This window comes from Rahnella perminowiae (assembly GCF_019049695.1).
In the GTDB taxonomy this organism is placed as follows: Bacteria; Pseudomonadota; Gammaproteobacteria; order Enterobacterales; family Enterobacteriaceae; genus Rahnella; species Rahnella perminowiae.
This window is the reverse complement of the sequence record NZ_JAFMOT010000184.1, coordinates 12,739-35,452: the sequence shown is the minus strand read 5'-3', so window position 1 is coordinate 35,452 and position 22,714 is coordinate 12,739. Positions and strand designations below refer to the sequence as shown.

The 22,714-nt window shown below is 51.9% G+C and carries 25 protein-coding genes, 1 tRNA gene and 1 other RNA gene; 16 read left to right on the top strand and 11 right to left on the bottom strand.

Annotation, left to right across the window (positions count from 1 at the left end; translation table 11 throughout):
- The first annotated feature begins 9 nt into the window (after positions 1-9).
- From cydB to pnuC, 14 genes are all read left to right on the top strand, one after another.
- Positions 10-1,149 (top strand): cytochrome d ubiquinol oxidase subunit II, encoded by a 1,140-nt coding sequence (gene cydB, locus J1781_RS18360; protein ID WP_129952009.1) that lies wholly within the window; start codon positions 10-12, stop codon positions 1,147-1,149.
- A gap of 10 nt (positions 1,150-1,159) precedes the next feature.
- Positions 1,160-1,273 carry a cytochrome bd-I oxidase subunit CydX gene (gene cydX, locus J1781_RS18355; RefSeq protein ID WP_013576433.1) on the top strand — a complete coding sequence of 38 codons (114 nt, stop codon included), beginning with the start codon at positions 1,160-1,162 and terminating at the stop codon, positions 1,271-1,273.
- 2 nt (positions 1,274-1,275) lie between these two features.
- Positions 1,276-1,569: a cyd operon protein YbgE gene (gene ybgE / locus J1781_RS18350; RefSeq protein ID WP_129952008.1), complete on the top strand. Its 294-nt coding sequence runs from the start codon at positions 1,276-1,278 to the stop codon at positions 1,567-1,569.
- 149 nt (positions 1,570-1,718) lie between these two features.
- Positions 1,719-2,123, top strand: coding sequence for a tol-pal system-associated acyl-CoA thioesterase (ybgC, locus tag J1781_RS18345; protein WP_015698108.1), 405 nt, complete (start codon positions 1,719-1,721; stop codon positions 2,121-2,123).
- The gene (tolQ, locus tag J1781_RS18340; protein ID WP_013576430.1) at positions 2,120-2,809 is read left to right on the top strand and encodes a Tol-Pal system protein TolQ; all 690 of its coding nucleotides are present in this window, start codon (positions 2,120-2,122) and stop codon (positions 2,807-2,809) included. The genes ybgC and tolQ overlap by 4 nt, the downstream gene beginning before the upstream one ends.
- Positions 2,810-2,820: 11 nt before the next feature.
- A complete protein-coding gene (gene tolR / locus J1781_RS18335) occupies positions 2,821-3,252 on the top strand; it encodes a colicin uptake protein TolR (protein ID WP_013576429.1) in 432 nt (143 codons plus the stop codon).
- A 113-nt stretch (positions 3,253-3,365) separates the two neighbouring features.
- The gene (gene tolA / locus J1781_RS18330) at positions 3,366-4,598 is read left to right on the top strand and encodes a cell envelope integrity protein TolA (RefSeq protein WP_129952007.1); all 1,233 of its coding nucleotides are present in this window, start codon (positions 3,366-3,368) and stop codon (positions 4,596-4,598) included.
- A gap of 130 nt (positions 4,599-4,728) precedes the next feature.
- Positions 4,729-6,021 carry a Tol-Pal system beta propeller repeat protein TolB gene (tolB, locus tag J1781_RS18325; protein WP_013576427.1) on the top strand — a complete coding sequence of 431 codons (1,293 nt, stop codon included), beginning with the start codon at positions 4,729-4,731 and terminating at the stop codon, positions 6,019-6,021.
- A gap of 47 nt (positions 6,022-6,068) precedes the next feature.
- Positions 6,069-6,581, top strand: coding sequence for a peptidoglycan-associated lipoprotein Pal (gene pal / locus J1781_RS18320; protein WP_013576426.1), 513 nt, complete (start codon positions 6,069-6,071; stop codon positions 6,579-6,581).
- A 9-nt stretch (positions 6,582-6,590) separates the two neighbouring features.
- Positions 6,591-7,382 carry a cell division protein CpoB gene (gene cpoB, locus J1781_RS18315; RefSeq protein WP_129952006.1) on the top strand — a complete coding sequence of 264 codons (792 nt, stop codon included), beginning with the start codon at positions 6,591-6,593 and terminating at the stop codon, positions 7,380-7,382.
- Positions 7,383-7,579: 197 nt separating this feature from the next.
- Positions 7,580-7,655: transfer RNA gene (locus tag J1781_RS18310), tRNA-Lys, on the top strand.
- A gap of 14 nt (positions 7,656-7,669) precedes the next feature.
- A non-coding RNA gene (locus J1781_RS18305) (RtT sRNA) lies at positions 7,670-7,789 on the top strand.
- Between the two features lie 393 nt (positions 7,790-8,182).
- Positions 8,183-9,247, top strand: coding sequence for a quinolinate synthase NadA (nadA, locus tag J1781_RS18300; RefSeq protein WP_129952005.1), 1,065 nt, complete (start codon positions 8,183-8,185; stop codon positions 9,245-9,247).
- A gap of 56 nt (positions 9,248-9,303) precedes the next feature.
- A complete protein-coding gene (pnuC, locus tag J1781_RS18295; RefSeq protein WP_129952148.1) occupies positions 9,304-10,026 on the top strand; it encodes a nicotinamide riboside transporter PnuC in 723 nt (240 codons plus the stop codon).
- A 65-nt stretch (positions 10,027-10,091) separates the two neighbouring features.
- Here the strand turns inward: pnuC and zitB are convergent, their stop codons facing one another.
- Both zitB and J1781_RS18285 read right to left on the bottom strand, forming a co-directional pair.
- Complete coding sequence (gene zitB / locus J1781_RS18290) at positions 10,092-11,045, bottom strand: CDF family zinc transporter ZitB (protein WP_129952004.1); 954 nt, start codon at positions 11,043-11,045, stop codon at positions 10,092-10,094.
- A gap of 134 nt (positions 11,046-11,179) precedes the next feature.
- Entirely contained in the window at positions 11,180-11,509 is a 330-nt protein-coding gene (locus J1781_RS18285) for a protein YbgS (RefSeq protein ID WP_129952003.1), read from the bottom strand.
- 202 nt (positions 11,510-11,711) lie between these two features.
- On the opposite strand from J1781_RS18285, the gene aroG reads away from it, so the two are divergent.
- The gene (gene aroG, locus J1781_RS18280) at positions 11,712-12,764 is read left to right on the top strand and encodes a 3-deoxy-7-phosphoheptulonate synthase AroG (protein WP_129990570.1); all 1,053 of its coding nucleotides are present in this window, start codon (positions 11,712-11,714) and stop codon (positions 12,762-12,764) included.
- 66 nt (positions 12,765-12,830) lie between these two features.
- Here the strand turns inward: aroG and J1781_RS18275 are convergent, their stop codons facing one another.
- From J1781_RS18275 to J1781_RS18240, 8 genes are all read right to left on the bottom strand, one after another.
- The gene (locus J1781_RS18275) at positions 12,831-13,304 is read right to left on the bottom strand and encodes a GNAT family N-acetyltransferase (protein ID WP_129952001.1); all 474 of its coding nucleotides are present in this window, start codon (positions 13,302-13,304) and stop codon (positions 12,831-12,833) included.
- A gap of 89 nt (positions 13,305-13,393) precedes the next feature.
- A complete protein-coding gene (gpmA, locus tag J1781_RS18270; RefSeq protein WP_129952000.1) occupies positions 13,394-14,146 on the bottom strand; it encodes a 2,3-diphosphoglycerate-dependent phosphoglycerate mutase in 753 nt (250 codons plus the stop codon).
- A gap of 204 nt (positions 14,147-14,350) precedes the next feature.
- The gene (locus J1781_RS18265; RefSeq protein WP_129951999.1) at positions 14,351-14,686 is read right to left on the bottom strand and encodes a PsiF family protein; all 336 of its coding nucleotides are present in this window, start codon (positions 14,684-14,686) and stop codon (positions 14,351-14,353) included.
- Between the two features lie 162 nt (positions 14,687-14,848).
- A complete protein-coding gene (galM, locus tag J1781_RS18260; RefSeq protein WP_129951998.1) occupies positions 14,849-15,895 on the bottom strand; it encodes a galactose-1-epimerase in 1,047 nt (348 codons plus the stop codon).
- Positions 15,889-17,037, bottom strand: a complete 1,149-nt coding sequence (galK, locus tag J1781_RS18255; protein ID WP_217219916.1) for a galactokinase — start codon at positions 17,035-17,037, stop codon at positions 15,889-15,891. Before galK ends, galM begins: the two co-directional genes overlap by 7 nt.
- Positions 17,034-18,086: a galactose-1-phosphate uridylyltransferase gene (gene galT, locus J1781_RS18250; RefSeq protein WP_129990567.1), complete on the bottom strand. Its 1,053-nt coding sequence runs from the start codon at positions 18,084-18,086 to the stop codon at positions 17,034-17,036. The genes galK and galT overlap by 4 nt, the downstream gene beginning before the upstream one ends.
- 19 nt (positions 18,087-18,105) lie before the next feature.
- Complete coding sequence (galE, locus tag J1781_RS18245) at positions 18,106-19,122, bottom strand: UDP-glucose 4-epimerase GalE (protein WP_129951995.1); 1,017 nt, start codon at positions 19,120-19,122, stop codon at positions 18,106-18,108.
- Between the two features lie 243 nt (positions 19,123-19,365).
- Positions 19,366-20,271: a LysR substrate-binding domain-containing protein gene (locus J1781_RS18240; RefSeq protein ID WP_217139308.1), complete on the bottom strand. Its 906-nt coding sequence runs from the start codon at positions 20,269-20,271 to the stop codon at positions 19,366-19,368.
- 137 nt (positions 20,272-20,408) lie between these two features.
- On the opposite strand from J1781_RS18240, the gene J1781_RS18235 reads away from it, so the two are divergent.
- Entirely contained in the window at positions 20,409-21,239 is an 831-nt protein-coding gene (locus J1781_RS18235; RefSeq protein WP_217233990.1) for an MFS transporter, read from the top strand.
- Here the strand turns inward: J1781_RS18235 and modF are convergent.
- The gene (gene modF, locus J1781_RS18230; RefSeq protein WP_217219917.1) at positions 21,193-22,662 is read right to left on the bottom strand and encodes a molybdate ABC transporter ATP-binding protein ModF; all 1,470 of its coding nucleotides are present in this window, start codon (positions 22,660-22,662) and stop codon (positions 21,193-21,195) included. The genes J1781_RS18235 and modF overlap by 47 nt on opposite strands.
- Between the last annotated feature and the right edge of the window lie 52 nt (positions 22,663-22,714).

Genomic DNA, 22,714 nt, shown 5'->3' with positions numbered 1-22,714 from the left:
AGTCCACTTATGTTTGATTATGAAGTTTTACGGTTCATCTGGTGGGTGCTGATTGGCGTGCTGTTTATCGGCTTCGCAGTGACCGATGGATTTGACATGGGCGTTGGTATCCTGGTGCGCATTATCGGTAAAACCGATACGGACCGCCGTGTGATGATCAATGCCATTGCCCCGCACTGGGACGGTAACCAGGTCTGGCTGATCACCGCTGGTGGCGCACTGTTCGCGGCCTGGCCTATGGTGTATGCAGCCGCATTCTCCGGCTTTTATGCGGCGATGGTACTTGTGCTGTGTGCCTTGTTCTTCCGTCCGCTGGGCTTTGACTATCGTTCAAAACTGGAAAGCGCACGCTGGCGTGGCATGTGGGACTGGGGCATTTTCATCGGCAGCTTCGTACCGGCTCTGGTCTTTGGTGTAGCCTTCGGTAACCTTCTGTTAGGCGTACCATTCCATATCGACGGCGACCTGCGTCTGTTCTACACCGGTAATCTGCTGGGCTTGCTGAACCCGTACGGCATTCTGGCCGGTCTGGTCAGCCTGACCATGCTGATCACTCAGGGGGCCACCTATCTGCAAATGCGTACTGTGGGTGAACTGCACCTGCGTACCCGTGCCGCGTCGCAGATTTCTGCGCTGGTGATGATGGTGTGCTTCCTGCTGGCAGGCATCTGGTTAGTGAAAGGGATTGATGGTTTCACCGTGACATCCGTTATGGATCACGCAGGTCCGTCTAACCCGCTGCGCAAAACCGTGTCTCATGAAGCGGGTGCATGGCTGGCTAACTTCAACAAGACACCCGGTTTGTGGGCGATTCCTGCATTGGGTGTGATTTTGCCGTTGCTGACCATTTTGTTCTCACGCATGAATAAAGCGGCGCTGGCATTCATCAGTAACTCACTGACTATCGCCTGTGTAATCCTGACTGCGGGTATCACTATGTTCCCGTTCGTGATGCCGTCAATTACTGAGCCGAATGCCAGCCTGACCATGTGGGATGCCACATCCACACTGTTGACGCTCAGAGTGATGACCGTTGTCGCGTGCATCTTTGTGCCAATCATCCTGATTTACACCTCATGGGCGTATTACAAGATGTTCGGGCGCCTCGATAAACATTACATCGAGAACAACAAGCATTCGTTGTATTAAGGAGAACACCATGTGGTATTTTGCCTGGATCCTCGGCACCTTACTGGCTTGCTCATTCGGTATCATTACCGCGCTGGCGTTTGAACACAGCGAAGCCAATAAAGCGGCTAAAGAAGAGAAGTAATAATGAGTGTGATCGCGGATAAACTTTACGCTGTCACAGACAAGGGCCCGTTAAGGGCCCTTTCGCTTGTGATGTCACTGGTGCTGGCCGGCTGCGTTTTTTGGAAACCCGGCATGTTTGCCTCGTCAACCAGTCAGCTGGAAGTCTGGCACGGGGTCATTTTGATATGGGCCGTTTGCAGTGGTGTTATCCATGGCCTGGGTTTTCGCCCGCATAAATCAATCTGGAAAGCTTTCTTCTCGCCATTGCTGGCGATGATTGCGTTAGCTGCAGGACTTTATTACTTTTTCAGCTGATTTTTTGCGTAAAAAAAAGACAAATTTACAGTAATTTTCTTATGGGCCGCTCTGGCCCATAATTATTTTCATTCCATCAATCCTACCCATTCCCAACCCCAATTCTCTTGCGTATAGTAGTGCCGTCAAATTGCATTACGGGATGTACAGTGAGTAATTCGTTGTTCCGATGGCCGGTTCGTGTCTACTTTGAGGACACAGACGCGGGAGGTGTGGTCTACCATGCCCGATACGTCGCCTTTTATGAAAGGGCTCGCACAGAGATGTTGCGCCAACGCAATTTTCACCAGCAGCAGTTGCTGGGTGAACACGTCGCTTTTGCTGTCCGCCGCATGACGGTCGAATACTTTGCACCAGCTCGCCTAGATGACCTGCTGGATGTCCAGAGTGAGATTACGTCCATTCGCGGAGCTTCTCTTACTTTTGCACAACGAATTCTTGATTCGCATGGAAACCTTCTGAGTTCTGCAGAAGTGTTGATCGCATGCATTGATCCACACCAAATGAAGCCCCGAGCGCTTCCTAAGTCTATTGTCGCGGAGTTTAAGCAGTGACTGACATGAACATTCTTGATTTATTTTTGAAGGCCAGCATCCTGGTTAAGCTGATTATGCTTGTCCTGGTGTGCTTCTCTATCGCGTCCTGGGCGATCATCATTCAACGCACCAAGGTGCTGAATGCCGCCACCCGCGAGGCAGAAGCGTTCGAAGATAAATTCTGGTCCGGTATTGAGCTTTCCCGTCTGTATCAGGAAAGCCAGGGCCGCCGCGAAACCCTGAGCGGGGCAGAGCAAATCTTCCATTCCGGTTTTAAAGAGTTCGCGCGTCTTCATCGTGCCAACAGCCATGCGCCGGAAGCCGTGATTGAAGGTTCTTCACGTGCGATGCGTATTTCTTTTAACCGTGAACTCGAATCACTGGAAACACATATTCCGTTCCTGGGCACCGTGGGTTCTATCAGCCCGTATATCGGTCTGTTCGGTACCGTCTGGGGGATCATGCACGCCTTTATCGGTTTAGGTTCTGTGAAACAGGCAACCTTGCAAATGGTCGCCCCGGGTATCGCAGAAGCACTGATCGCCACTGCGATTGGTCTGTTTGCCGCTATCCCTGCTGTTATGGCGTACAACCGCCTGAACCAGCGTGTGAACAAGCTTGAGCAAAACTACGATAACTTCATGGAAGAATTCACGGCTATCCTGCACCGTCAGGCTTTCTCTCGCGAAACCAGCAGTAACTAAAGGGGGAGAGTATGGCTCGTTCACGAGGTCGTCGTAACCGCCGCGAAGGTAAGTCGGAGATCAACATCGTTCCGCTGCTGGACGTATTGCTGGTTCTGTTACTGATTTTTATGGCAACAGCACCCATCATTACCCAGAGTGTGGAAGTCGATTTGCCTGACGCAACGGATTCTAAAACGGTGTCCAGCGATGATAATCCGCCCGTGATTGTTGAAGTCTCCGGCGTGGGTCAGTACACCATTGTGGTGGATCATCAGCGTATGGAACAATTGCCTGAACAACAGGTTATCGCAGAAGCGACCAGCCGTATTCAGGCCAATCCGAAGACGGTATTCCTGATCGGCGGTGCAAAAGACGTGCCTTATGATGAAATCATCAAGGCGCTGAATATGCTGCATCAGGCTGGCGTGAAATCTGTCGGATTGATGACACAACCTATCTGAGGATAGGTAATTTGTAACACTTATTTGAAACCCGGCATTCTCTGGCTTGTTAAAAGTATGACAGGCAATACAGGAACCCGGGTTTTTAGTAATCCTGTCTTGGGAAATCTATTTTGGTAAAGGCAACTGCAACTGAACAAAACGATAAGCTCAAACGCGCCGTTATTGTTTCGGTCGTTCTGCATATCATCATTATAGCCCTGTTGATTTGGGGATCGCTGGACGAAGATACCAGCATGAGTGGCGGCGGTGGGGGGAGCGATATCTCTGCCGTAATGGTTGATCCCAGTGCCGTGGTCGATCAGTACAATCGTCAGCAACAGCAACAGGCTGATTCCCAACGCGCTGCCGCCGCGCGTCAGAAAAAATCAGAACAACAGGCTGAAGAGCTGCAACAGAAACAGGCCGCAGAACAGCAACGCCTGAAAGAACTTGAGAAAGAGCGTCTGCAAGCGCAGGAAAGTGCGAAGCAGCAGGCTCAGGAACAGGCCCAGCAGCAAAAGCAGGCTGAACAAGCTGCCGAGCAGGCGAAAGAACAGCAAAAACAGGCTGAAGCTGCCGCAGCACAGGCGAAGGCTGAAGCGGCAAAAGCGGCCGCTCAGGCGAAAGCAGATGCCGCGAAAGAAGCGGCTAAAGCACAAGCTGACGCGCAGAAAAAAGCGGCTGCGGATGCTAAAAAACAAGCAGAGGCTGAAGCCGCCGCCGCGGCTGCCGCTGCGAAGAAACAAGCCGAAGCGGATGCTAAAAAAGAAGCGGCCGCAGAAGCCAAAAAACAGGCTGCTGCTGAAGCGAAGGCTCAGGCCGCTGCCGATGCTAAAGCACAAGCTGAGGCTGATGCCAAAGCCGCCGCCGATGCAAAAGCTGCTGCTGCCGCAGAGAAAAAAGCGGAAGCTGCCGCGGCTGCCAAGAAAGCTGCCGCCGATAAAAAAGCTGCTGCTGCCGCCGCTGCCAAAGAAGCCGCTGATGCGAATAACTTATTTGATGGCCTGGCCGACTCTAAAAATGCGCCGAAAGGGGCAACCGGGGGCGGTGCTTCTGCTCCTGCTGGGAAGGGAACTCAGAAAAAGGCGGGCGCATCCGGGGCGGATATTGCGAACTATGGTAGCCAGATTAAAGCTGCCATCGAGAGCAGATTCTATGACGCATCATCTTATGCAGGCAAAACCTGTTCGTTGCGCGTTAAAATGAATCCGGATGGCTCGCTGATCAGCGTGTCGGCTGAAGGTGGGGATCCTGCACTGTGTCAGGCTGCGCTTGCCGCAGCACGACAGGCGAAGTTCCCGAAACCGCCTTCTGAAGCAGTCTATGAAGTGTTTAAAAATGCTCCGATAGATTTTAAACCGTAGGAAGAAGAAAATAATTCCTTTTCAGATTTTTACGATAGATTGCAGGGTGTAATTCTAGTTTTGTGTGCGTTGGTTTGTTAAAATTCTGCTAAATTATCGCGGGCAGATACGTCCAGATAAGGGAGATACAATGAAGCAGGCATTTCGAGTAGCGTTCGGCCTTTTGATGATGTGGGCATCTGTGGTTCATGCAGAAGTTCGCATTGAAATTACCCAAGGGGTAGATACAGCTCGTCCGATTGGCGTTGTGCCATTCAAATGGGCTGGCCCGGGTACACCACCTGAAGATGTGGGTGGTATTGTTGCTGCTGACTTACGTAACAGCGGCAAATTTAATCCTATTGATGCATCACGTATGCCTCAGCAGCCAACCTCCGCCGCAGAAGTTACACCTGCTGCCTGGACCGCGCTGGGTATTGATGCTGTTGTTATCGGTCAGGTTCAGCCTGCCGCCGATGGCAGCTATGTGGTGTCTTACCAACTGGTAGATACCTCTGGCGCACCGGGTACCGTGCTGGCACAAAACCAGTACAAAGTGACCAAACAATGGCTGCGTTATTCCGCGCATACCGCCAGCGACGAAGTATTTGAAAAGCTGACCGGCATTAAAGGTGCATTCCGTACCCGTATTGCTTACATCGTGCAGACCAACGGCGGTAAATTCCCGTATGAGCTGCGTGTAGCCGATTACGACGGTTATAACCAGTTCGTGGTTCACCGTTCACCAGAGCCACTGATGTCTCCTGCCTGGTCTCCTGACGGCAGCAAACTGGCTTACGTGACATTTGAAAGCGGTCGTTCAGCATTGGTGGTACAGACGCTGGCAAACGGTGCAATCAAACAGATTGCTTCTTTCCCTCGTCACAACGGCGCACCTGCTTTCTCGCCTGATGGCAGTAAACTGGCCTTTGCGCTGTCTAAAGACGGCAGCCTGAATCTGTATGTAATGAATCTGTCTTCTGGTCAGATTAGCCAGGTGACAAACGGACGTAGCAACAATACTGAACCAACCTGGTTCCCGGACAGCCAGAATCTGGCGTTCACGTCGGATCAGGGCGGTCGTCCGCAGGTTTATAAAGTGAACATTAATGGCGGTGCGCCTCAGCGTCTGACCTGGGAAGGCTCGCAGAATCAGGACTCTGACGTCAGTACAGATGGCAAGTTCCTGGTTATGGTGAGCAGCGCCAGCGGTACACAGCACATCGCTAAACTGGATCTGGCAACGGGAGCCGTTCAAACATTGACGGACACGTTCCTGGATGAAACGCCTAGCCTCGCACCAAATGGCACCATGGTAATTTACAGCTCCTCTCAGGGACTGGGTTCCGTATTGCAGTTGGTATCGACTGATGGGCGCTTCAAAGCGCGTCTTCCGGCAACTGATGGACAGGTCAAATTTCCTGCCTGGTCGCCGTATCTGTAATGCATAGAATACTATGTATGGCAAAAAATTATAAAAGGATCGAATAGATGCAACTGAACAAAGTGCTGAAAGGGCTGATGCTGGCGTTGCCTGTACTGGCAGTAGCTGCTTGTAGTTCTCACAAGAACGCAGACAACGACCAATCTAATGGTATGGGTCTGAACTCTGGCGCAGGCACTGAAAACGCTAACATGTCTTCAGAAGAGCAAGCTCGTCTGCAGATGCAAGAACTGCAGAAAAACAACATCGTTTACTTTGGCCTGGACAAATACGATGTGTCTTCTGAATTCGCTCAGATGTTGGACGCGCACGCAGCTTTCCTGCGTAGCAACCCGTCTTACAAAGTGACTGTAGAAGGTCATGCTGACGAACGTGGTACGCCAGAGTACAACATCGCCCTGGGCGAACGTCGTGCTACTGCTGTTAAAATGTACCTGCAAGGCAAAGGCGTTTCTGCTGACCAAATCTCTATCGTTTCTTACGGTAAAGAAAAACCAGCTGTACTGGGCCATGACGAAGCGGCATACGCTAAAAACCGTCGTGCCGTACTGGTATACTAAGAGAATAGTATGAGCAGTAACTTCAGAACTCACCTGTTGAGTCTGTCGTTACTGGTTGGCGTAGCGGTCCCATGGGCCGCTACTGCCCAAGCGCCAATCAGTAATGTCGGCTCAGGCTCGATTGAAGATCGGGTCACCTCTCTGGAGCGTATTTCTAACGCTCACAGCCAGCTATTAACTCAACTCCAGCAACAACTTTCTGATACCCAACGTGATATGGATACTCTTCGTGGTCAAATCCAGGAGAATCAATATCAGCTGAGTCAGCTTGGTGATCGCCAGAAGCAGATTTTTAATCAACTCGACAGTTTAAGCCAGGGTTCTGCCGGGGCCGCCAGCACGGGTGCTGCTGCAGCCACAGGTGACGCTGCAGGGTCTTCTGCCACAACACCTGACGCGGGTGCTGCACAAGCTCCTGCAAGTACCGGTGACGTGAACAGCGATTACAATGCTGCGGTTTCACTGGCGCTGGAAAAGAAACAATATGATGAAGCCATTGCGGCTTTTCAGAGTTTCGTAAAAAAATATCCTGATTCAACTTATCAGCCAAACGCCAATTACTGGCTCGGTCAGTTGTATTACAACAAGGGTAAAAAAGACGATGCTGCTTATTATTTTGCAGTTGTGGTCAAAAACTATCCTAAGTCGCCAAAAAGTTCTGACGCAATGTTCAAGGTTGGGGTCATCATGCAGGAGAAAGGTCAGGCTGATAAAGCCAAAGCCGTCTTCGCACAGGTCGTGAAACAGTACCCAAATACCGATGCGGCAAAACAAGCTCAAAAACGCTTATCTGCAAAGTAGTGACTCGTTCAGGCCCGGAAAATGTACATATCGTGCATTTTCTGGGCTTGAGTGTGTGAAACACCATCAGTTAGCACTCTTTCTGAAAATTAAAGTTGCACTGAAAAGTTAAATAAGTAATATATGCCGCCGTTGCCCAGACAACTCCAAACGGCTAACGCTGTCAGAGATTTAGGCAATTTGCAGCAGGTTTAGATGGGCCGTTAGCTCAGTTGGTAGAGCAGTTGACTTTTAATCAATTGGTCGCTGGTTCGAATCCAGCACGGCCCACCACTTTTAAAGTGAAAAATGCAATAAAGCAGTGCAGGATGAGAACCACTGGTTCGAGCCGAGCGAAGCGAGACGACAACGCGTAAGCGTTGCCCGCAGGGCGAGGTGAAACCGAGTCAATCCAGCACGGCCCACCACTTTTCAGTGGAAAATGCAATAAAGCAGTGCAGGACGACAACGCGCAGGCGTTGCCCGTATGGCGAGGTGAAACCGAGTCAATCCAGCACGGCCCACCACTTTTTGTGAAGTCATCTACATTGCAGAATTCAGAGAAAAGCGCCTTTTGGCGCTTTTTTCGCATCTGACCCTCAAAACTTCCTCCTGGCAGATAAATTTTTTCTGCTGACTTTACTTAAAATCTCTCTGATTTTAAGTGCAGTAAACATTTTAAGCCCTGCGTCTATTATATGGACGACTTTCCCTATTTTTTGCGGTATTTTGTTTAGCATACAAAACTAATGATTCCGGGATGGGATCATGGTGGCTTTTGGCTATCCGGGCAAATTGTCTGACTGAATGAGATGACGAGTATGAGCGAAACATTGGATCTGAATGCGGCGGTTTATCCTTTCCCACCGAAACCCGCCGTGCTGACCGCAGATGAAAAGACCTTCTACAAAGAGAAGATCAGAAAACTGCTCAGGGAACGTGATGCGGTGATGGTGGCGCATTATTACACTGATCCTGAAATTCAGGCGCTTGCCGAAGAAACCGGCGGCATTGTCGCCGACTCTCTGGAAATGGCGCGCTTTGGCAGCCAGCATCCAGCTTCCACGTTGCTCGTCGCCGGTGTACGCTTCATGGGAGAAACGGCTAAAATCCTCAGCCCGGAAAAAACTGTGCTGATGCCAACACTCAATGCTGAATGTTCATTGGATCTGGGCTGTCCTGAACAGGCTTTCTCAGATTTCTGCGACCAGCACCCCGACCGCACAGTAGTGGTCTACGCTAATACCTCAGCAGCAGTAAAAGCCAGAGCAGACTGGGTTGTTACCTCAAGCATTGCGGTTGAGCTGATTGAACATCTTGACAGTCTGGGCGAAAAAATAATCTGGGCACCGGACCGTCACCTCGGAAATTACGTCCGTAAGCAGACGGGGGCAGATGTATTGTGCTGGCAGGGTGCCTGTATCGTCCATGACGAGTTTAAAACGCAGGCCCTGACCCGAATGAAAGGTCTATACCCGAACGCCGCTGTTCTGGTGCACCCTGAGTCTCCTCAGGCGATCGTTGATATGGCTGATGCGGTCGGTTCTACCAGTCAGCTCATTCTGGCGGCAAAAACATTGCCCCAGCAGCAACTTATTGTCGCCACGGACCGCGGTATTTTTTACAAAATGCAACAGGCGTGCCCGGACAAAGAATTGTTTGAGGCGCCGACGGCAGGTGAGGGTGCAAGTTGTCGTACCTGCGCGCATTGCCCGTGGATGGCGATGAACGGTCTGAAAGCGATTGCCCAGGGGCTGGAACACGGTGGCACGGAACATGCTATCGAGGTAGACGAGGCGCTGCGTGTAAAATCTCTGATCCCGCTCAACCGCATGCTGGATTTTGCCGCCCAACTGAGATTAAGAACACAGGCTAAAGCGTTGTAAGCATTTTCATGGCTGATAATGATTTATGAGCATCAATAAAAGGAAAGGATGAGATGATGGATTTTTTCAGTACCAGTAACATTCTGGTTCATATTCCGCTTGGAAAGGGGGGATATGACCTGTCGTGGATTGAAGCTGTAGGCACCATTTTTGGGTTGCTCTGCATCTGGTACGCCAGTAAAGAAAAGCTGATCAACTATCCTTTCGGTCTGATCAACGTCACGTTGTTTGCGATCATCTTCTTCCAGATCCAGCTTTACGCCAGCCTGTTGCTGCAAATCTTCTTCTTTGCCGCCAATATCTACGGCTGGTATGCCTGGAGCCGCCAGACAGCGGACCAGGAAGCACAATTGCAGATCCGCTGGTTGCCACGTGGCAAAGCGCTAATATGGGGCGTTGTATGTGTCGCAGGCATTCTGCTGATGACCTTTAACATCGACCGCGTTTTTGCCGCCCTGACACTGTTGGCGGTAAACCTGATGCAGGCGCTGGGGCTCAATGTGCAGGTGCCTGAACTGCAACCTGATGCCTTCCCGTTCTGGGATTCATCAATGATGGTGCTGTCGATTGTGGCAATGTTGCTGATGACCCGAAAGTATGTTGAAAACTGGCTGCTGTGGGTCATCATTGATGTCATCAGCGTCGCGATTTTTGCTTATCAGGGCGTTTATGCGATGGCACTCGAATATGTGCTTCTGACCTTGATTGCGCTGAACGGTTCGTGGCTGTGGATCAAAAGTGCAAAGCAAAACGGTTCACGGCCTTTGCAACCGGCCTGATTTCATCTTCCTGGAAAAACGCCTCTATCACAGAGGCGTTTTATTTTCGGGTTCTTCTCTGAGGATCAGTGATGATGATGTGCATGGCTATGTCCATGATGATCGTGCCCGGCACGGGTTAACGGCATTTCATTCATCTCACAATCCGGAGTTTCACACTGGCCATATTCCATTTGTATCGTGGCATGGCCGATGCGGCATTTCTCCAGCAAATGATGCTGAATGCGGTAAAGCAGTGCGTCGTGATCGTGCGGTGGAACCACGTGTACATGCACGGTCATCAGTCGCTGTTCACCAATTTGCCAGACGTGAACGTGATGCACGTTGCGCACTTCCGGGATACTCAGTGACAAATCCCGTCGCAGTTTATCGATATCGATCTCTTCCGGTGTGCCTTCCAGTAATTCATGAAAACTTTCCCGCAGCAACCGCCAGGCATTATTTAACACCAGGCAGGAAACCAGCACTGATAAAAGCGGATCCACAGGCGTCCAGCCGGTATACATGATGATGAGCGCCGCAGCGACCGCTCCAATCGATCCCAGCAAGTCACCCAAAACGTGCAGCGCGGCGGCACGCACATTGATGTTGGCCTTTTCCTGCCCCTGATGCAGCAGCCAGAAGGCCAGAATATTGGCGAACAGACCGGCAATGGCGATCACCAGCATAGTGGTGCCCATTACGGGCTGCGGATTAAAGAATCTAGCGATGGCTTCCCAGACAATCAGAACGACAATCACCAGCAGCGCAGCGGCATTCACGAAGGCCGCCATGGTGGTCAGGCGCAAATAGCCAAAAGTATGACGGCTGTTAGGCTTACGTTTCGCAAAACGTACGGCAAGCAAGGCAACAAGTAACGCGGCTGCGTCAGTCAGCATGTGCCCGGCATCGGCCAGAAGCGCCAGAGAGCCAGAGACCAGCCCGCCAATCACTTCGGCTACCATAAAAATTACAGTAACAAGGAAAGCCAGCAACAAACGGCGGCTATTTTTATCCTGTGGCAACAGGGAAGAAGGCATAGTTATATTCACAAAAATGATGAACCGAGACAATCACAATAGCGTAAACCTAAGGTGTTGCAAGAAGGGGAATTCAGGGAAGCAGGAGGAAGCAAAGTCCCTCCTGTATGAGCAGGTGAGCAAACGTGACGGAATTAGTTACCGGTTGCTTTTGAAGAAGGTGTATCCGGGGTCTGATTCGGACAACGGCCATCTTTGCACATCGTTTTCTTATGCTCTTTATCTTTACTCATGTGATGGGTGGTGCCATCCGTTTGAGTAGTCGTTTCATTCACGGGTTTATTGGTCGTGTTAATCTGATCATTGTTCACGCTTTTTGGCGCAATTTTCTGTACCGAACCCGGCGAGCCAGACTGATTAGCCTGACCATTGTTGTCGCTTGCCGAGGACTCGCCGGCTGCGTAAGCAGCACCGGTGGTCAGCGCCATGGTTGTGGTCAGTAACATGATTGCGAGCTTTTTCATAATGTCATCTCCATTTTTTCGAGAAAGGTCCGTAGTCGTTTTTCATGTGTCTGGTAAAAGCCTAGCTAAAGAAATTATGTCCTAAATCAAAATGAGACTAATCGTAAGTGTAAAAGCAGGTTTACACCGGGATTCAATACGGCTAGATTGAACGCGGTCAGCGTTTCGCTTTGTCTCTTATGAACACCCGAATGGAACAGTTATGAATTATCAAAACGACGATTTACGCATTAAAGAAATCAAAGAACTTTTACCTCCGGTTGCCCTGCTCGAAAAATTTCCTGCCACTGACAAAGCGGCCAAAACAGTTTCTCAGGCCCGTAATGCGATCCATAAGATACTGAAAGGAAACGATGACCGTTTGCTGGTCGTCATTGGCCCTTGCTCGATCAATGATCCGAAAGCCGCGAAAGAATACGCCACCCGCCTGCTGACAATGCGTGAAGAATTGCAAGGCGAACTGGAAGTGGTGATGCGTGTTTATTTCGAAAAACCACGTACTACAGTGGGCTGGAAAGGGCTGATTAACGACCCGCATATGAATAACAGCTATCAGATTAACGAGGGTTTGCGCATTGCCCGCAAACTGTTACTGGATATTAACGACACGGGTTTACCGGCCGCTGGCGAATTCCTGGATATGATCACGCCACAATATCTGGCGGATTTGATGAGCTGGGGGGCTATCGGCGCACGTACCACTGAATCTCAGGTTCACCGCGAGTTATCTTCCGGTTTATCCTGCCCGGTCGGTTTCAAAAACGGCACAGATGGCACCATTAAAGTGGCGATCGACGCCATCAATGCAGCTGGCGCGCCACACTGTTTCCTGTCTGTGACCAAATGGGGGCATTCCGCTATCGTTAATACCAGCGGAAATAATGATTGTCATATCATTCTGCGCGGTGGCAAAAAGCCAAACTACAGCGCTCAGGATGTGCAGGAAGTGAAAGAAGGCCTGAAAAAAGGCGGCCTGCCAGCGCGTATCATGATCGACTTCAGCCACGCTAACAGCAGTAAGCAATTCAAAAAACAAATGGAAGTGTGTGAAGACGTCTGTGGTCAGATTGCCGGCGGTGAGCAGTCGGTGATGGGCGTGATGGTAGAAAGCCATCTGGTGGAAGGGAATCAGAGCCTCGACAGCGGCGAGCCTCTGGTTTATGGTCAGAGCGTGACCGATGCCTGTATAGGCTGGGAAGACACCGAAGTGCTGCTGCGCAGCCTGGCGGGCGCGGTCAAAGCACGCCGCGGTTAATGTCACCTGCTGGAATACTTGTCTGAGCCCTGCTTTTAGCGGGGCTTTTTATTGCCTGAATATCCCCTACAATTCGCAGCGCATCTCCATACAACGCAAATCAGCATCCGCCATCTCAGAGCGGTAGAGGCTCTCTTTTACCAGACTGAATCCGTTCCTCTTATAAAATTCAAACGCATTCGGCGTAGAAGCCAGCGTAAGTGCTGTGAAACCGCGTGATTTCGCTTCTGCTTTTATGGCAGCAAGAATTTGCGTAGCGAGGCCTTTCCCTTCAAATTCTGGCAATGTAAAAATTGCTTCAACACTGCCATTTTTCAGATCAAGGAATCCTGTTGCCGCCGGTGTGCTCAGCCCCTGTGTCTGTGCGACAAAAAAAGGATTATCAATAATGGCTTTGCGGTATCCGGCAGGCATCTCATCGGGTGTCCATGCCATCACAATCTGTGCATCATAAGCGTTTTTACACCCGTGACGGATTGCCTGATTACGTATGTTCCACAGCGCTTCTGCTTCATCGGGTGTTGCACGTCTGACTGGCATAAATATTTTTCCTTGCGGGTCGGGGATACAAAAAAGGCACGCTTTCGCATGCCTTATCAATCATCGTGCTTCACGCAGAAAACGCGAAATTACTTCGCTTTACCCTGGTTTGCTACGGCCGCGGCTTTCGCTGCGATCTCGTCGGCATTACCCAGATAGTAACGTTTGATTGGTTTGTAGTTTTCGTCGAATTCGTAAACCAGCGGAACACCGGTAGGGATGTTCAGTTCCAGAATTTCGTCTTCGCTCAGGTTATCGAGATATTTAACCAGTGCACGCAGGGAGTTACCGTGTGCAGCGATGATGACGCGCTCTCCGCTGGCGATACGTGGTTTGATGACCTCAGTCCAGTAAGGGATAACGCGTTCGATGGTCAGCGCCAGGCTCTCTGTGGTTGGCAGTTCTGCCTCAGTCAGTTTAGCGTAACGCGGATCGTGGCCCGGGAAACGTTCATCAGCGCGATCCAGTTCTGGTGGCGTGACAGCAAAACCACGACGCCATTGTTTAACTTGCTCGTCACCGTATTTCTGTGCAGTTTCTGCTTTATCCAGACCTTGCAATGCGCCGTAATGGCGTTCGTTCAGTTTCCAGGATTTCTCAACCGGCAGCCATGGCTGGTTCAGTTCGTCCAAAACGCTCCACAGCGTGTGGATGGCACGTTTCAGCACAGAGGTGTAAGCAAAATCGAATTGGAAGCCTTCGTCTTTAAGCAACTGACCTGCAGCTTTTGCTTCAGTGCGACCCTTATCGGACAGTTCAACATCATGCCAACCGGTAAAACGGTTTTCTTTGTTCCACTCACTTTCACCGTGTCTTACCAGCACCAGCTTGGTTACAGCCATAGCTAAACTCCTCAGTTAACTGAATTTTCAATGATAACGGTTATCATTATAGAGGCTTGGCCTCCCCGACAGCAATCTGAAACTTCCTCAGGAAGTCTCTGCGGGACGCCGTTTGTATTAAACATAACGAATTTGCTGCGGCGATGTAAAACAAAACGCGCGTACGGTCTCCCGGACAGCGCGTTTTGTGTAAAAAGTCAGCGATCAGCTGGCTTTTTTCAGGCAGGTACTCATGAAAGTCTTACGTGCATCGCCTTTAAGTTCTTTTTTGGCGGCGTCTGCGTTACAGGTTTTCATTTTCTCCTGCTGAGGCGTCATTTTTGCCATAGCCGGTTTGGTTTCCGCTTTGAGGCACTGACTCATGAATTTTTTGCGGTCATCGCCTTTGAGTGACTGGGTAGTGGCCTGCTGATTACAGTCGGTCATCTTTTGGCGTTGCTCAGTCTGAGCAGGGGAAGGAACTTTAACAGGATCAGCCGCAATAGCGGAACCCGCCGCGCACAGCGTTGCCAGCAGGGATAACACAACAGGTAAACGCATATCGAACTCCTTATTAATCGTCCTTTCGGCAGGACACTCTCTAAGCGTAGATGGGGGAAGAGCCTTTAGCTTAAAATGTGCTGATACAGATGCGCCGTGAGTCACAAATTCGCAGAAGCAGGAAGGAATGAAGACAGGGCCGGGCGACCCTGTCGTGAGACATTACAGTGCAAAGAACTGATACGTCGTCGAAGATTTGTAGATCTGACCTGGTTTAACCCAACAGCTCGGCTGCGGCCAGGTGGCATGATTCGGGCTGTCCGGCAGGAACTCACTTTCCAGTGCGACACCGCTGTAGCTGGCGTATTCGCCGCCGCTACGGTTAGGGGTTCCGCCCAGGAAATTGCCGCTGTAAAGCTGCACTGCTGGCGCAGACGTAAACATCGTCATTTTGACTTTGCCATCAGCAGACCACAAATGCGCCGCCGGATTGCTGCCGGTATTGCAGGTGCGGTTAAGCAGATAAGCGTGGTCATACCCTTTCACGCGTTGCTGGTCACGGTCGGCGAGGAAATCTTTCGCCAGCGTTTTGGCGGCATTAAAATTCATGCCGGTGTTTTCAACCGGGACCGGATCCGCACAAGGAATGCCATCGCTGTCGACCGGCAGGAAGCGATCAGCAAACAGCTGCAGCTTGTGCTGACGCGCATCAGTCCCTTCACCGTCGAGGTTGAAATAGGCATGATTGGTCAGATTGACCGGACACAGTTTGTCAACCGTCGCTTCGTAACGGATTTCCAGCCGGTTATCGTCGGTCAGCTGGTAATACACTTTCGCTGTCATGTTGCCCGGATAACCCTGATCGCCGTCGACAGAAAACAGTTGAAACGTCAGCTTCTGCGCGGTCTGTTCCAGAATGATCCAGCGACGCGCATGGAAGCCTTCCGGCCCGCCGTGCAACTGGTGAACACCCTGATTGGCGACTACCAGATGCGCTTTGCCGTCAATTTCAAACTGCGAGCGGGCGATACGGTTAGCGTAACGTCCGACGGTCGCGCCCAGATACGCACTCTGGTTCATGTATTCCTGCGGCGACTGGCAACCGAGCAGCAGTTCACGCGTGGAGCCATCCGTCAGCGGCAGGGTGAAGGATAACCAGGTCGCGCCCCAGTCCATGAACGTTGCGGTGGCACCCGCTGCATTCTGTAGCGTAACCTGTTCAAACGGCTGACCATCGGGCGCCAGCTGTGTGTTTTCAGGTTTTAGCATATGCCTGCTCCTTGTGAAGCGGTGCAAACATAGAAGGTCTCTTTCAGACCGCTGTGCGCATGATATTGCTGTTCAACGGCATGACGGACTTTTTCCACCATGTCCTCAGGAACCAGCGCCACGATACAACCGCCGAAACCACCGCCGGTCATACGCACACCACCTTTATCGCCAATCACTTCTTTGACGATTTCCACCAGCTTATCGATTTGCGGCACGGTGATTTCAAAGTCATCGCGCATTGAGGCGTGAGATTCCGCCATCAGTTCGCCCATACGTTTCAGGTCGCCGCTGGCCAGTGCATCAGCCGCTGCCAGTGTACGGTCGTTTTCGGTAATCACATGACGCGCACGGCGGGCCACGACCGGATCCAGCTCATCCTGAATGGAGAAGAACAGGGCAGGGTCAACATCACGCAGCGCTTTCACACCGAAGAAACGTGCCGCCACTTCGCATTGCTCGCGACGGGCGTTGTATTCACTGTCAACCAGGCCGCGTTTCACGTTGGAGTTGATAATCACCACCGCCGCGTTTTCCGGCATAGACACCGCACGGGTATCCAGTGAACGGCAGTCAATCAGCAGGGAATGATTTTCCTTGCCGAGTGCAGAAATCAGCTGATCCATAATGCCGCAGTTACAGCCGACAAACTGGTTCTCCGCTTCCTGACCGTTCAGTGCCAGTGCTACGCCGTCCAGCGGCAAGTCATATAATGACTTCAGTGCCTGGCCGACCGCGACTTCCAGCGAAGCTGAAGAGCTCAGGCCCGCGCCCTGTGGCACGTTGCCGCTGATCACCATATCCGCACCGGAGAAATCTTTGTTACGCAACATCAGATGCTTGATCACGCCACGCACGTAATTGGCCCAGGGGTGTGCATCGGTGTGCACAATCGGTTCGTCGAGTGAGAAGCTGTCTTCGTCGTTATCGTAATCGGCGGCGATCACATGGATCGTACGGTCATTGCGCTGCGCGCAGGCGATCACTGTTTCATAATCGATCGCGCACGGCAGCACGAAGCCATCGTTGTAATCGGTATGTTCGCCAATCAGATTCACGCGCCCCGGCGCTTTGATGGTAATGGTCGCAGGGTAGCCAAATTTATCGGCAAAGATTTCCAGGGTTTTGGTCTTCAGTTTCATTCTTTTTCTCCGGCCTCACGATAATGAACATCACTCACCGCCCGCAGACGCTCTGCGGCTTGTTCCGCTGTCAGGTCGCGTTGGGTTTCAGCCAGCATTTCGTAGCCGACCATAAATTTGCGCACCGTGGCTGAACGCAGCAACGGCGGATAGAAATGCGCGTGCAGTTGCCAGTGTTCGTTGTCGCCTTCGGTAAATGGCGCACCGTGCCAGCCCATCGAATACGGGAAAGAGCACCGGAACAAATTGTCGTAGCGGCTGGTCAGCTTTTTCAGCGCCAGAGCCAGATCGCTGCGTTGTGCATCATTAAGCTCAGTAATGCGTTTGACGTGGACTTTCGGCAGCAACAAGGTTTCGAAGGGCCATGCGGCCCAATAAGGCACTACTGCCAGCCAGTGTTCGGTTTCAACCACCGTACGGCTGCCGTCGGCCAGTTCGCGCTGCACGTAATCGACCAGCATCGGCGAACCTTGTTGTTCCAGATAGGCACGTTGCAGACGGTCTTCACGTTCGGCTTCGTTAGGCAGGAAGCTGTTGGCCCAGATCTGGCCGTGCGGATGCGGGTTAGAGCACCCCATTGCCGCGCCTTTGTTTTCGAAAACCTGCACCCACGGATACGTTTTTGCCAGATCCGCACTTTGTTCCTGCCAGGTTCTGACGATCTCCGTCAACGCTTCAACTGAGAGTTGCGGCAGAGTTTTACTGTGATCCGGCGAGAAACAGATCACCCGGCTGGTACCGCGTGCGCTCTGAACGCGCATCAGCGGATCGTCGCTTTCCGGCGCAAAAGGCGTATCCGGCATCAGCGCGGCATAATCATTGGTGAACACAAACGTGCCGGTGTATTTCGGATTCACATCGCCTGTTACGCGGGTATTGCCCGGACAGAGAAAGCAGTCCGGGTCATGCGCAGGCAGTGTTTCCTGAGAAACGGCTTCCTGCTGACCCTGCCACGGACGCTTGGCACGATGCGGGCTGACTAAAATCCACTGATCGGTCAGTGGATTGTAGCGACGATGCGGGTGATCAATCGGGTTAAACGTGGTCATAAACTTTCCTCAGTCCTCCTTAATCCGGATAGCCTTGCGGGTTTTTCGACTGCCATAGCCAGGTATCGTTGGCCATGTCTTCGAGCGTGCGGGTGACTTTCCAGTTCAGCTCTTTCGCTGCTTTGGTCGGATCTGCCCAATACGCCGGTAAGTCGCCATCACGACGTGGTGCAAACTTGTAATTCACCGGTTTGCCGCAGGCTTTGCTGAAGGCGTTAACCACATCCAGCACACTGTGACCGAAGCCGGCGCCCAGGTTATAAACATGTACGCCCGCTTTGTTGTGCAGCGTTTTCATCGCGGCCAGATGTCCGTCTGCCAGGTCGACAACATGAATGTAATCACGTACGCCGGTGCCGTCCGGTGTCGGATAATCGTTGCCGAAAATGGCGACGGACTCACGACGACCTACTGCCACCTGCGCGATAAATGGCATCAGGTTATTCGGTACACCTTGTGGATCTTCCCCCATCAGGCCAGACGGATGAGCACCGACCGGGTTGAAGTAACGCAGCAGCGTGATGCTCCATTCAGGCTCAGCACGCTGCACATCTTCCAGAATTTGCTCGACCATCAGTTTGCTGCGGCCGTACGGACTGGAAGGATTACCGGTCGGAAAATCTTCGACATACGGCGTTTTTGGCTGATCGCCATACACGGTGGCGGAAGAACTGAATATCAGGTTTTTTACGCCGGCGGCACGCATGGCTTCAACCAGCACCAACGTACCGGTGACGTTGTTGTCGTAATACGCCAGCGGTTTTGCCACGGATTCGCCCACGGCTTTCCAGCCGGCGAAATGAATAACGGAATGAACAGGATTTTCACTGAAAATTTTATCGAGAAGGGCGCGGTCGCGAATATCACCTTCGTAGAACAGCGGCGTTTTGCCGGTCAGGGTATGGATACGTTCCAGTACACTCACTTTGCTGTTGTGAAGATTATCAAGAATGATGGGTGTATAGCCTGCATCAATCAATTGCACGCAAGTATGACTGCCGATGTAACCGCTACCACCTGTGACTAAGACGTACATAATAGCTCCCCGATGATTATCTGGATGCAACGATATCACGCTGCAAGGCTGAAAAAGGTGATCCATCCCCAATAAAATGGAATCGCTTACACAAACAGTTTACCACCTTTCAACGTGACTCAACAGGTGCGGCGTGCGGTACGCAAAGCCTTCGGCAACCGGTGATAAGCCAGAAAGGATGGGTTGTGTAATCGGTTACACTAAAATTTATCCGGGGGGTGAATCAGCTTTTCGGACTCATTTTCAGACTCCAGCCGGGGGAAATGCCGACATTTTGTCCACTAACCAGCGGCGGAGTGTCACGATATCTTCGCGCAGTGCTTTCTCTTTGGTGGTCACCAGATAATAGTTTGCGCCGGGCAGGTATTGAGGGAACGGGGTGGTCAGGATGCCTTTTTCAATGAAGTCATGCGCCAGCAAACTGCTGACAATCGCCACACCCTGACCGGCAATCGCCGCCTGAATAGCATGGGTTTCATCCGTAAAACGCAGGCCACTGTCGGTGTTTAATTGCGCCGGACCGAAGTGTTTTTGCCAGTTCTCCCAGTCGGGAGAGGGGCGAGGAATATGACGATTTTCCACATGAAACAACGTTACTGTCGTCAGATCCTCCATCGTTTTCAACGCCAGCGCAGGACTGGCAACCAGCACAAAAGTGTCGTGATAAAGCAGCCTCGAATCAAGATTCTCACCGGCGGATTCGCTGTAACGGATCGCTACATCCACGGTATTACGGGTTAAATCCACCAGCTCAATGCCGGTATGTAAGCGTAAATCCATCTCGGGCGCAGCGGCTTTTAAATCCGCCAGCCGCGGTACCAGCCAGTGTGTCAGGAAATTGGATGTCGTGGTCAGTGTCAGCGCCGCAGGCAACGCGGCGTGATGAATTTCTTCGACGGCTGCCTGTAACCCGGCAAATGCCTGCTGCGTGGCGTGGCGCAGGATTTGCCCCGCGGCGGTAAGCCTGACCTCACGGGCGCTGCGCTCAAACACTGCCGTGCCCAATGACTCTTCAAGCACACGGATCTGATGGCTGATAGCAGTGGCTGTCACGCCGATATCTTCTGCCGCGCGTTTGAAACTCTTCTGCTGCGCCACCGCATCAAATGCTTTGAGCGAACCGAGAGGCGGTAAACGAATCTTCTTCATGATGAGTTATTTTCATCCATGGCTGAAATCTATGACGTTGAATCATCTAAATTAGGCGGTGTAAGCTCTTTTATCAACATGATATGGATGAATAAGATTCATCTTTTGTACTGCGGAATGCTGATAAAGGAACTGTTATGAACGCCAAAAAATCACCTGCGCGGTGGTTGTCACCAGCATCGGGCATATTGTTTGTGCTGCACCTGGTGCTGACGCTGCTGAATGTCGGCTTTAACGGGCTGGATACACCGCTGTCCCACGCGCTGGCGGGAGCCGCCGCACTGTTTTTTGTGTTGTTTATCATCAGCGAGCGTTACCACCCTCAACCCCTGATGCCGCGTCATTTGCGGGCCTCGTTGCCCCTGCAAATAAGTTTTTGGACCGGTATTTTCGTTACGGCAGTCACCTGTGCTGCGTGGTTCCTGCTGGCGGTGACGATGTATCAGATTTACGGATTCGGCGGGCCGGGCATTATTCTCTGCTTTGTTACCTTATTGCTGATGATGGTGTCGGGCAAAGCGTTCGGCGAAAAACTCGGGCGGAATGTCACCTCTGCCAGCCTCTTGCTGTGGGGTTTTATGATTGCGGCGTGCGGGCTGGGGGTGATGGCAATAATGCCTGCTTTCGGGCTGGTGCTGCTGCCGGGTATGTTACTGACCGGATTCGGCGCGGGCATAGCCCGTCAGGCCGCCGCAACAGAAAGGGATCAGCTCACCGGTGATGAATATCATTATGCATCCCGTCTGGGAGGTTGGATTCGGGTAAGCAGCGCCCTGGTGATGCTGGCACTGCTCACACTGTTGCTGAAAAATAATCCCGGCCGGCAGGGCATTGAAAACGGGTATTCATTGCTGGCGGCACTGGCGCTGGCGGGCGTAGTGACTGCACTGATGATCCCCGCAAAGAGGAAGCGAAATAACGTTACAGTATGTCAATCTGATAACGGTAGATTTCACCGTCAGGAATAAAGCTCAGACGATGGGTAATGCATTGCGGCGCATCTTCCGCATGATGCGAAACAAACAGCAACTGAGTTTCACCTTCGCCGATCAGGATATCGACAAAGCGGCGCACCAGCTGACGGTTGATCGGATCCAGCCCCTGTAACGGTTCATCAAGAATTAACAGCGCCGGATGCTTGACCAGTGCGCGGGCAATCAGCGCCAGACGCTGTTGTCCCCAGGATAAACTGTGGAACGGGGTATCACCGGCATCACCTTCCAGCCCGAGCAATTCCAGCCATTGGGAGGTGAGTAATTTCTGCCGGTCGGATACCGCCTGATAAATACCGATCGAATCGAAGAAGCCGGAAGTAATAACATTGCGCACGCTGGTGCTGACGCGGTAATCCAGATGCAGGCTGCTGCTGACATAGCCAATATGACGCTTGATGTCCCAGATGGTTTCACCGCTGCCGCGACGGCGGCCGAACAGCGTCAGGTCATTGCTGTAGCCCTGTGCGTGATCGCCGGTGATAAGGCTCAGTAAGGTGGATTTTCCTGCACCGTTCTGGCCGGTGATCTGCCAGTGCTGGCCGTGATCAACCTGCCAGCTCAGATGGTGCAAAATCGGCTGGTCGTTGTACTGCACTACGCCGTCACGCAGCACGATTAACGGACTGCCGGCAGGCGGGCTGATACGTGCGGTGGGATCTTCTGCTTCCGGCACGGCCATACCGTTCAGGCTTTCACTGTGTGCCAGTTGGGCAACCAGCGCATCAGCCATCACCTGTTCTCGCGGCCCTACAGAGGCCAGCGTGCAGTCAGCCAGCACGCCGACATTTTTCACAAACGCAGGAATGTCGTCAAAGCGGTTAAGCACCAGCACCATCGTCTGGCCTTCGCCGGATAAGGTTTCCAGCAACTGTGCCAGCTGGGCGCGGGCGTTGACGTCGAGGCCGTCGAACGGCTCATCCAGCACCAGCAAATCGGGTTTTTGCATCAGCACCTGACACAGCAGGGTTTTGCGCGTTTCGCCGGTCGATAAATATTTGAAGCGACGGTCAAGCAATTTCTCAATACCAAACTGTGCGGCAAGGGCCGCACAGCGGGCCGGATCACGCACTTCATCCTGAATAATTTCAGCAGTAGTGCGGCCGGTATCGTCTTCACCTTCACTCAGTAAATCAGTGTTGTTACGCTGCCATTCATCGGCGACCAGCTTTTGTAATTGCTCGAATGAAAGGCGAACGATATGCGGGAAACTGTTTTTCCGGGTGCCTTTCAGCAGGGTTAAATCGCCTGCCAGCGCACGTGCCAGTGCGGATTTTCCGCTGCCATTGGAGCCGACAAACGCCCAACTGTCTGTCTGACGAACAGTGAGATCAGAAAGTGTGAGGGTCCGGGTATCGCTGAGGCGGAAAACGCCTTGCGAGATATGCAACGACGACATATTTAATCTCTCATTTTCAAATGATTATAAAACAAGGGATAAGCGCTGCATC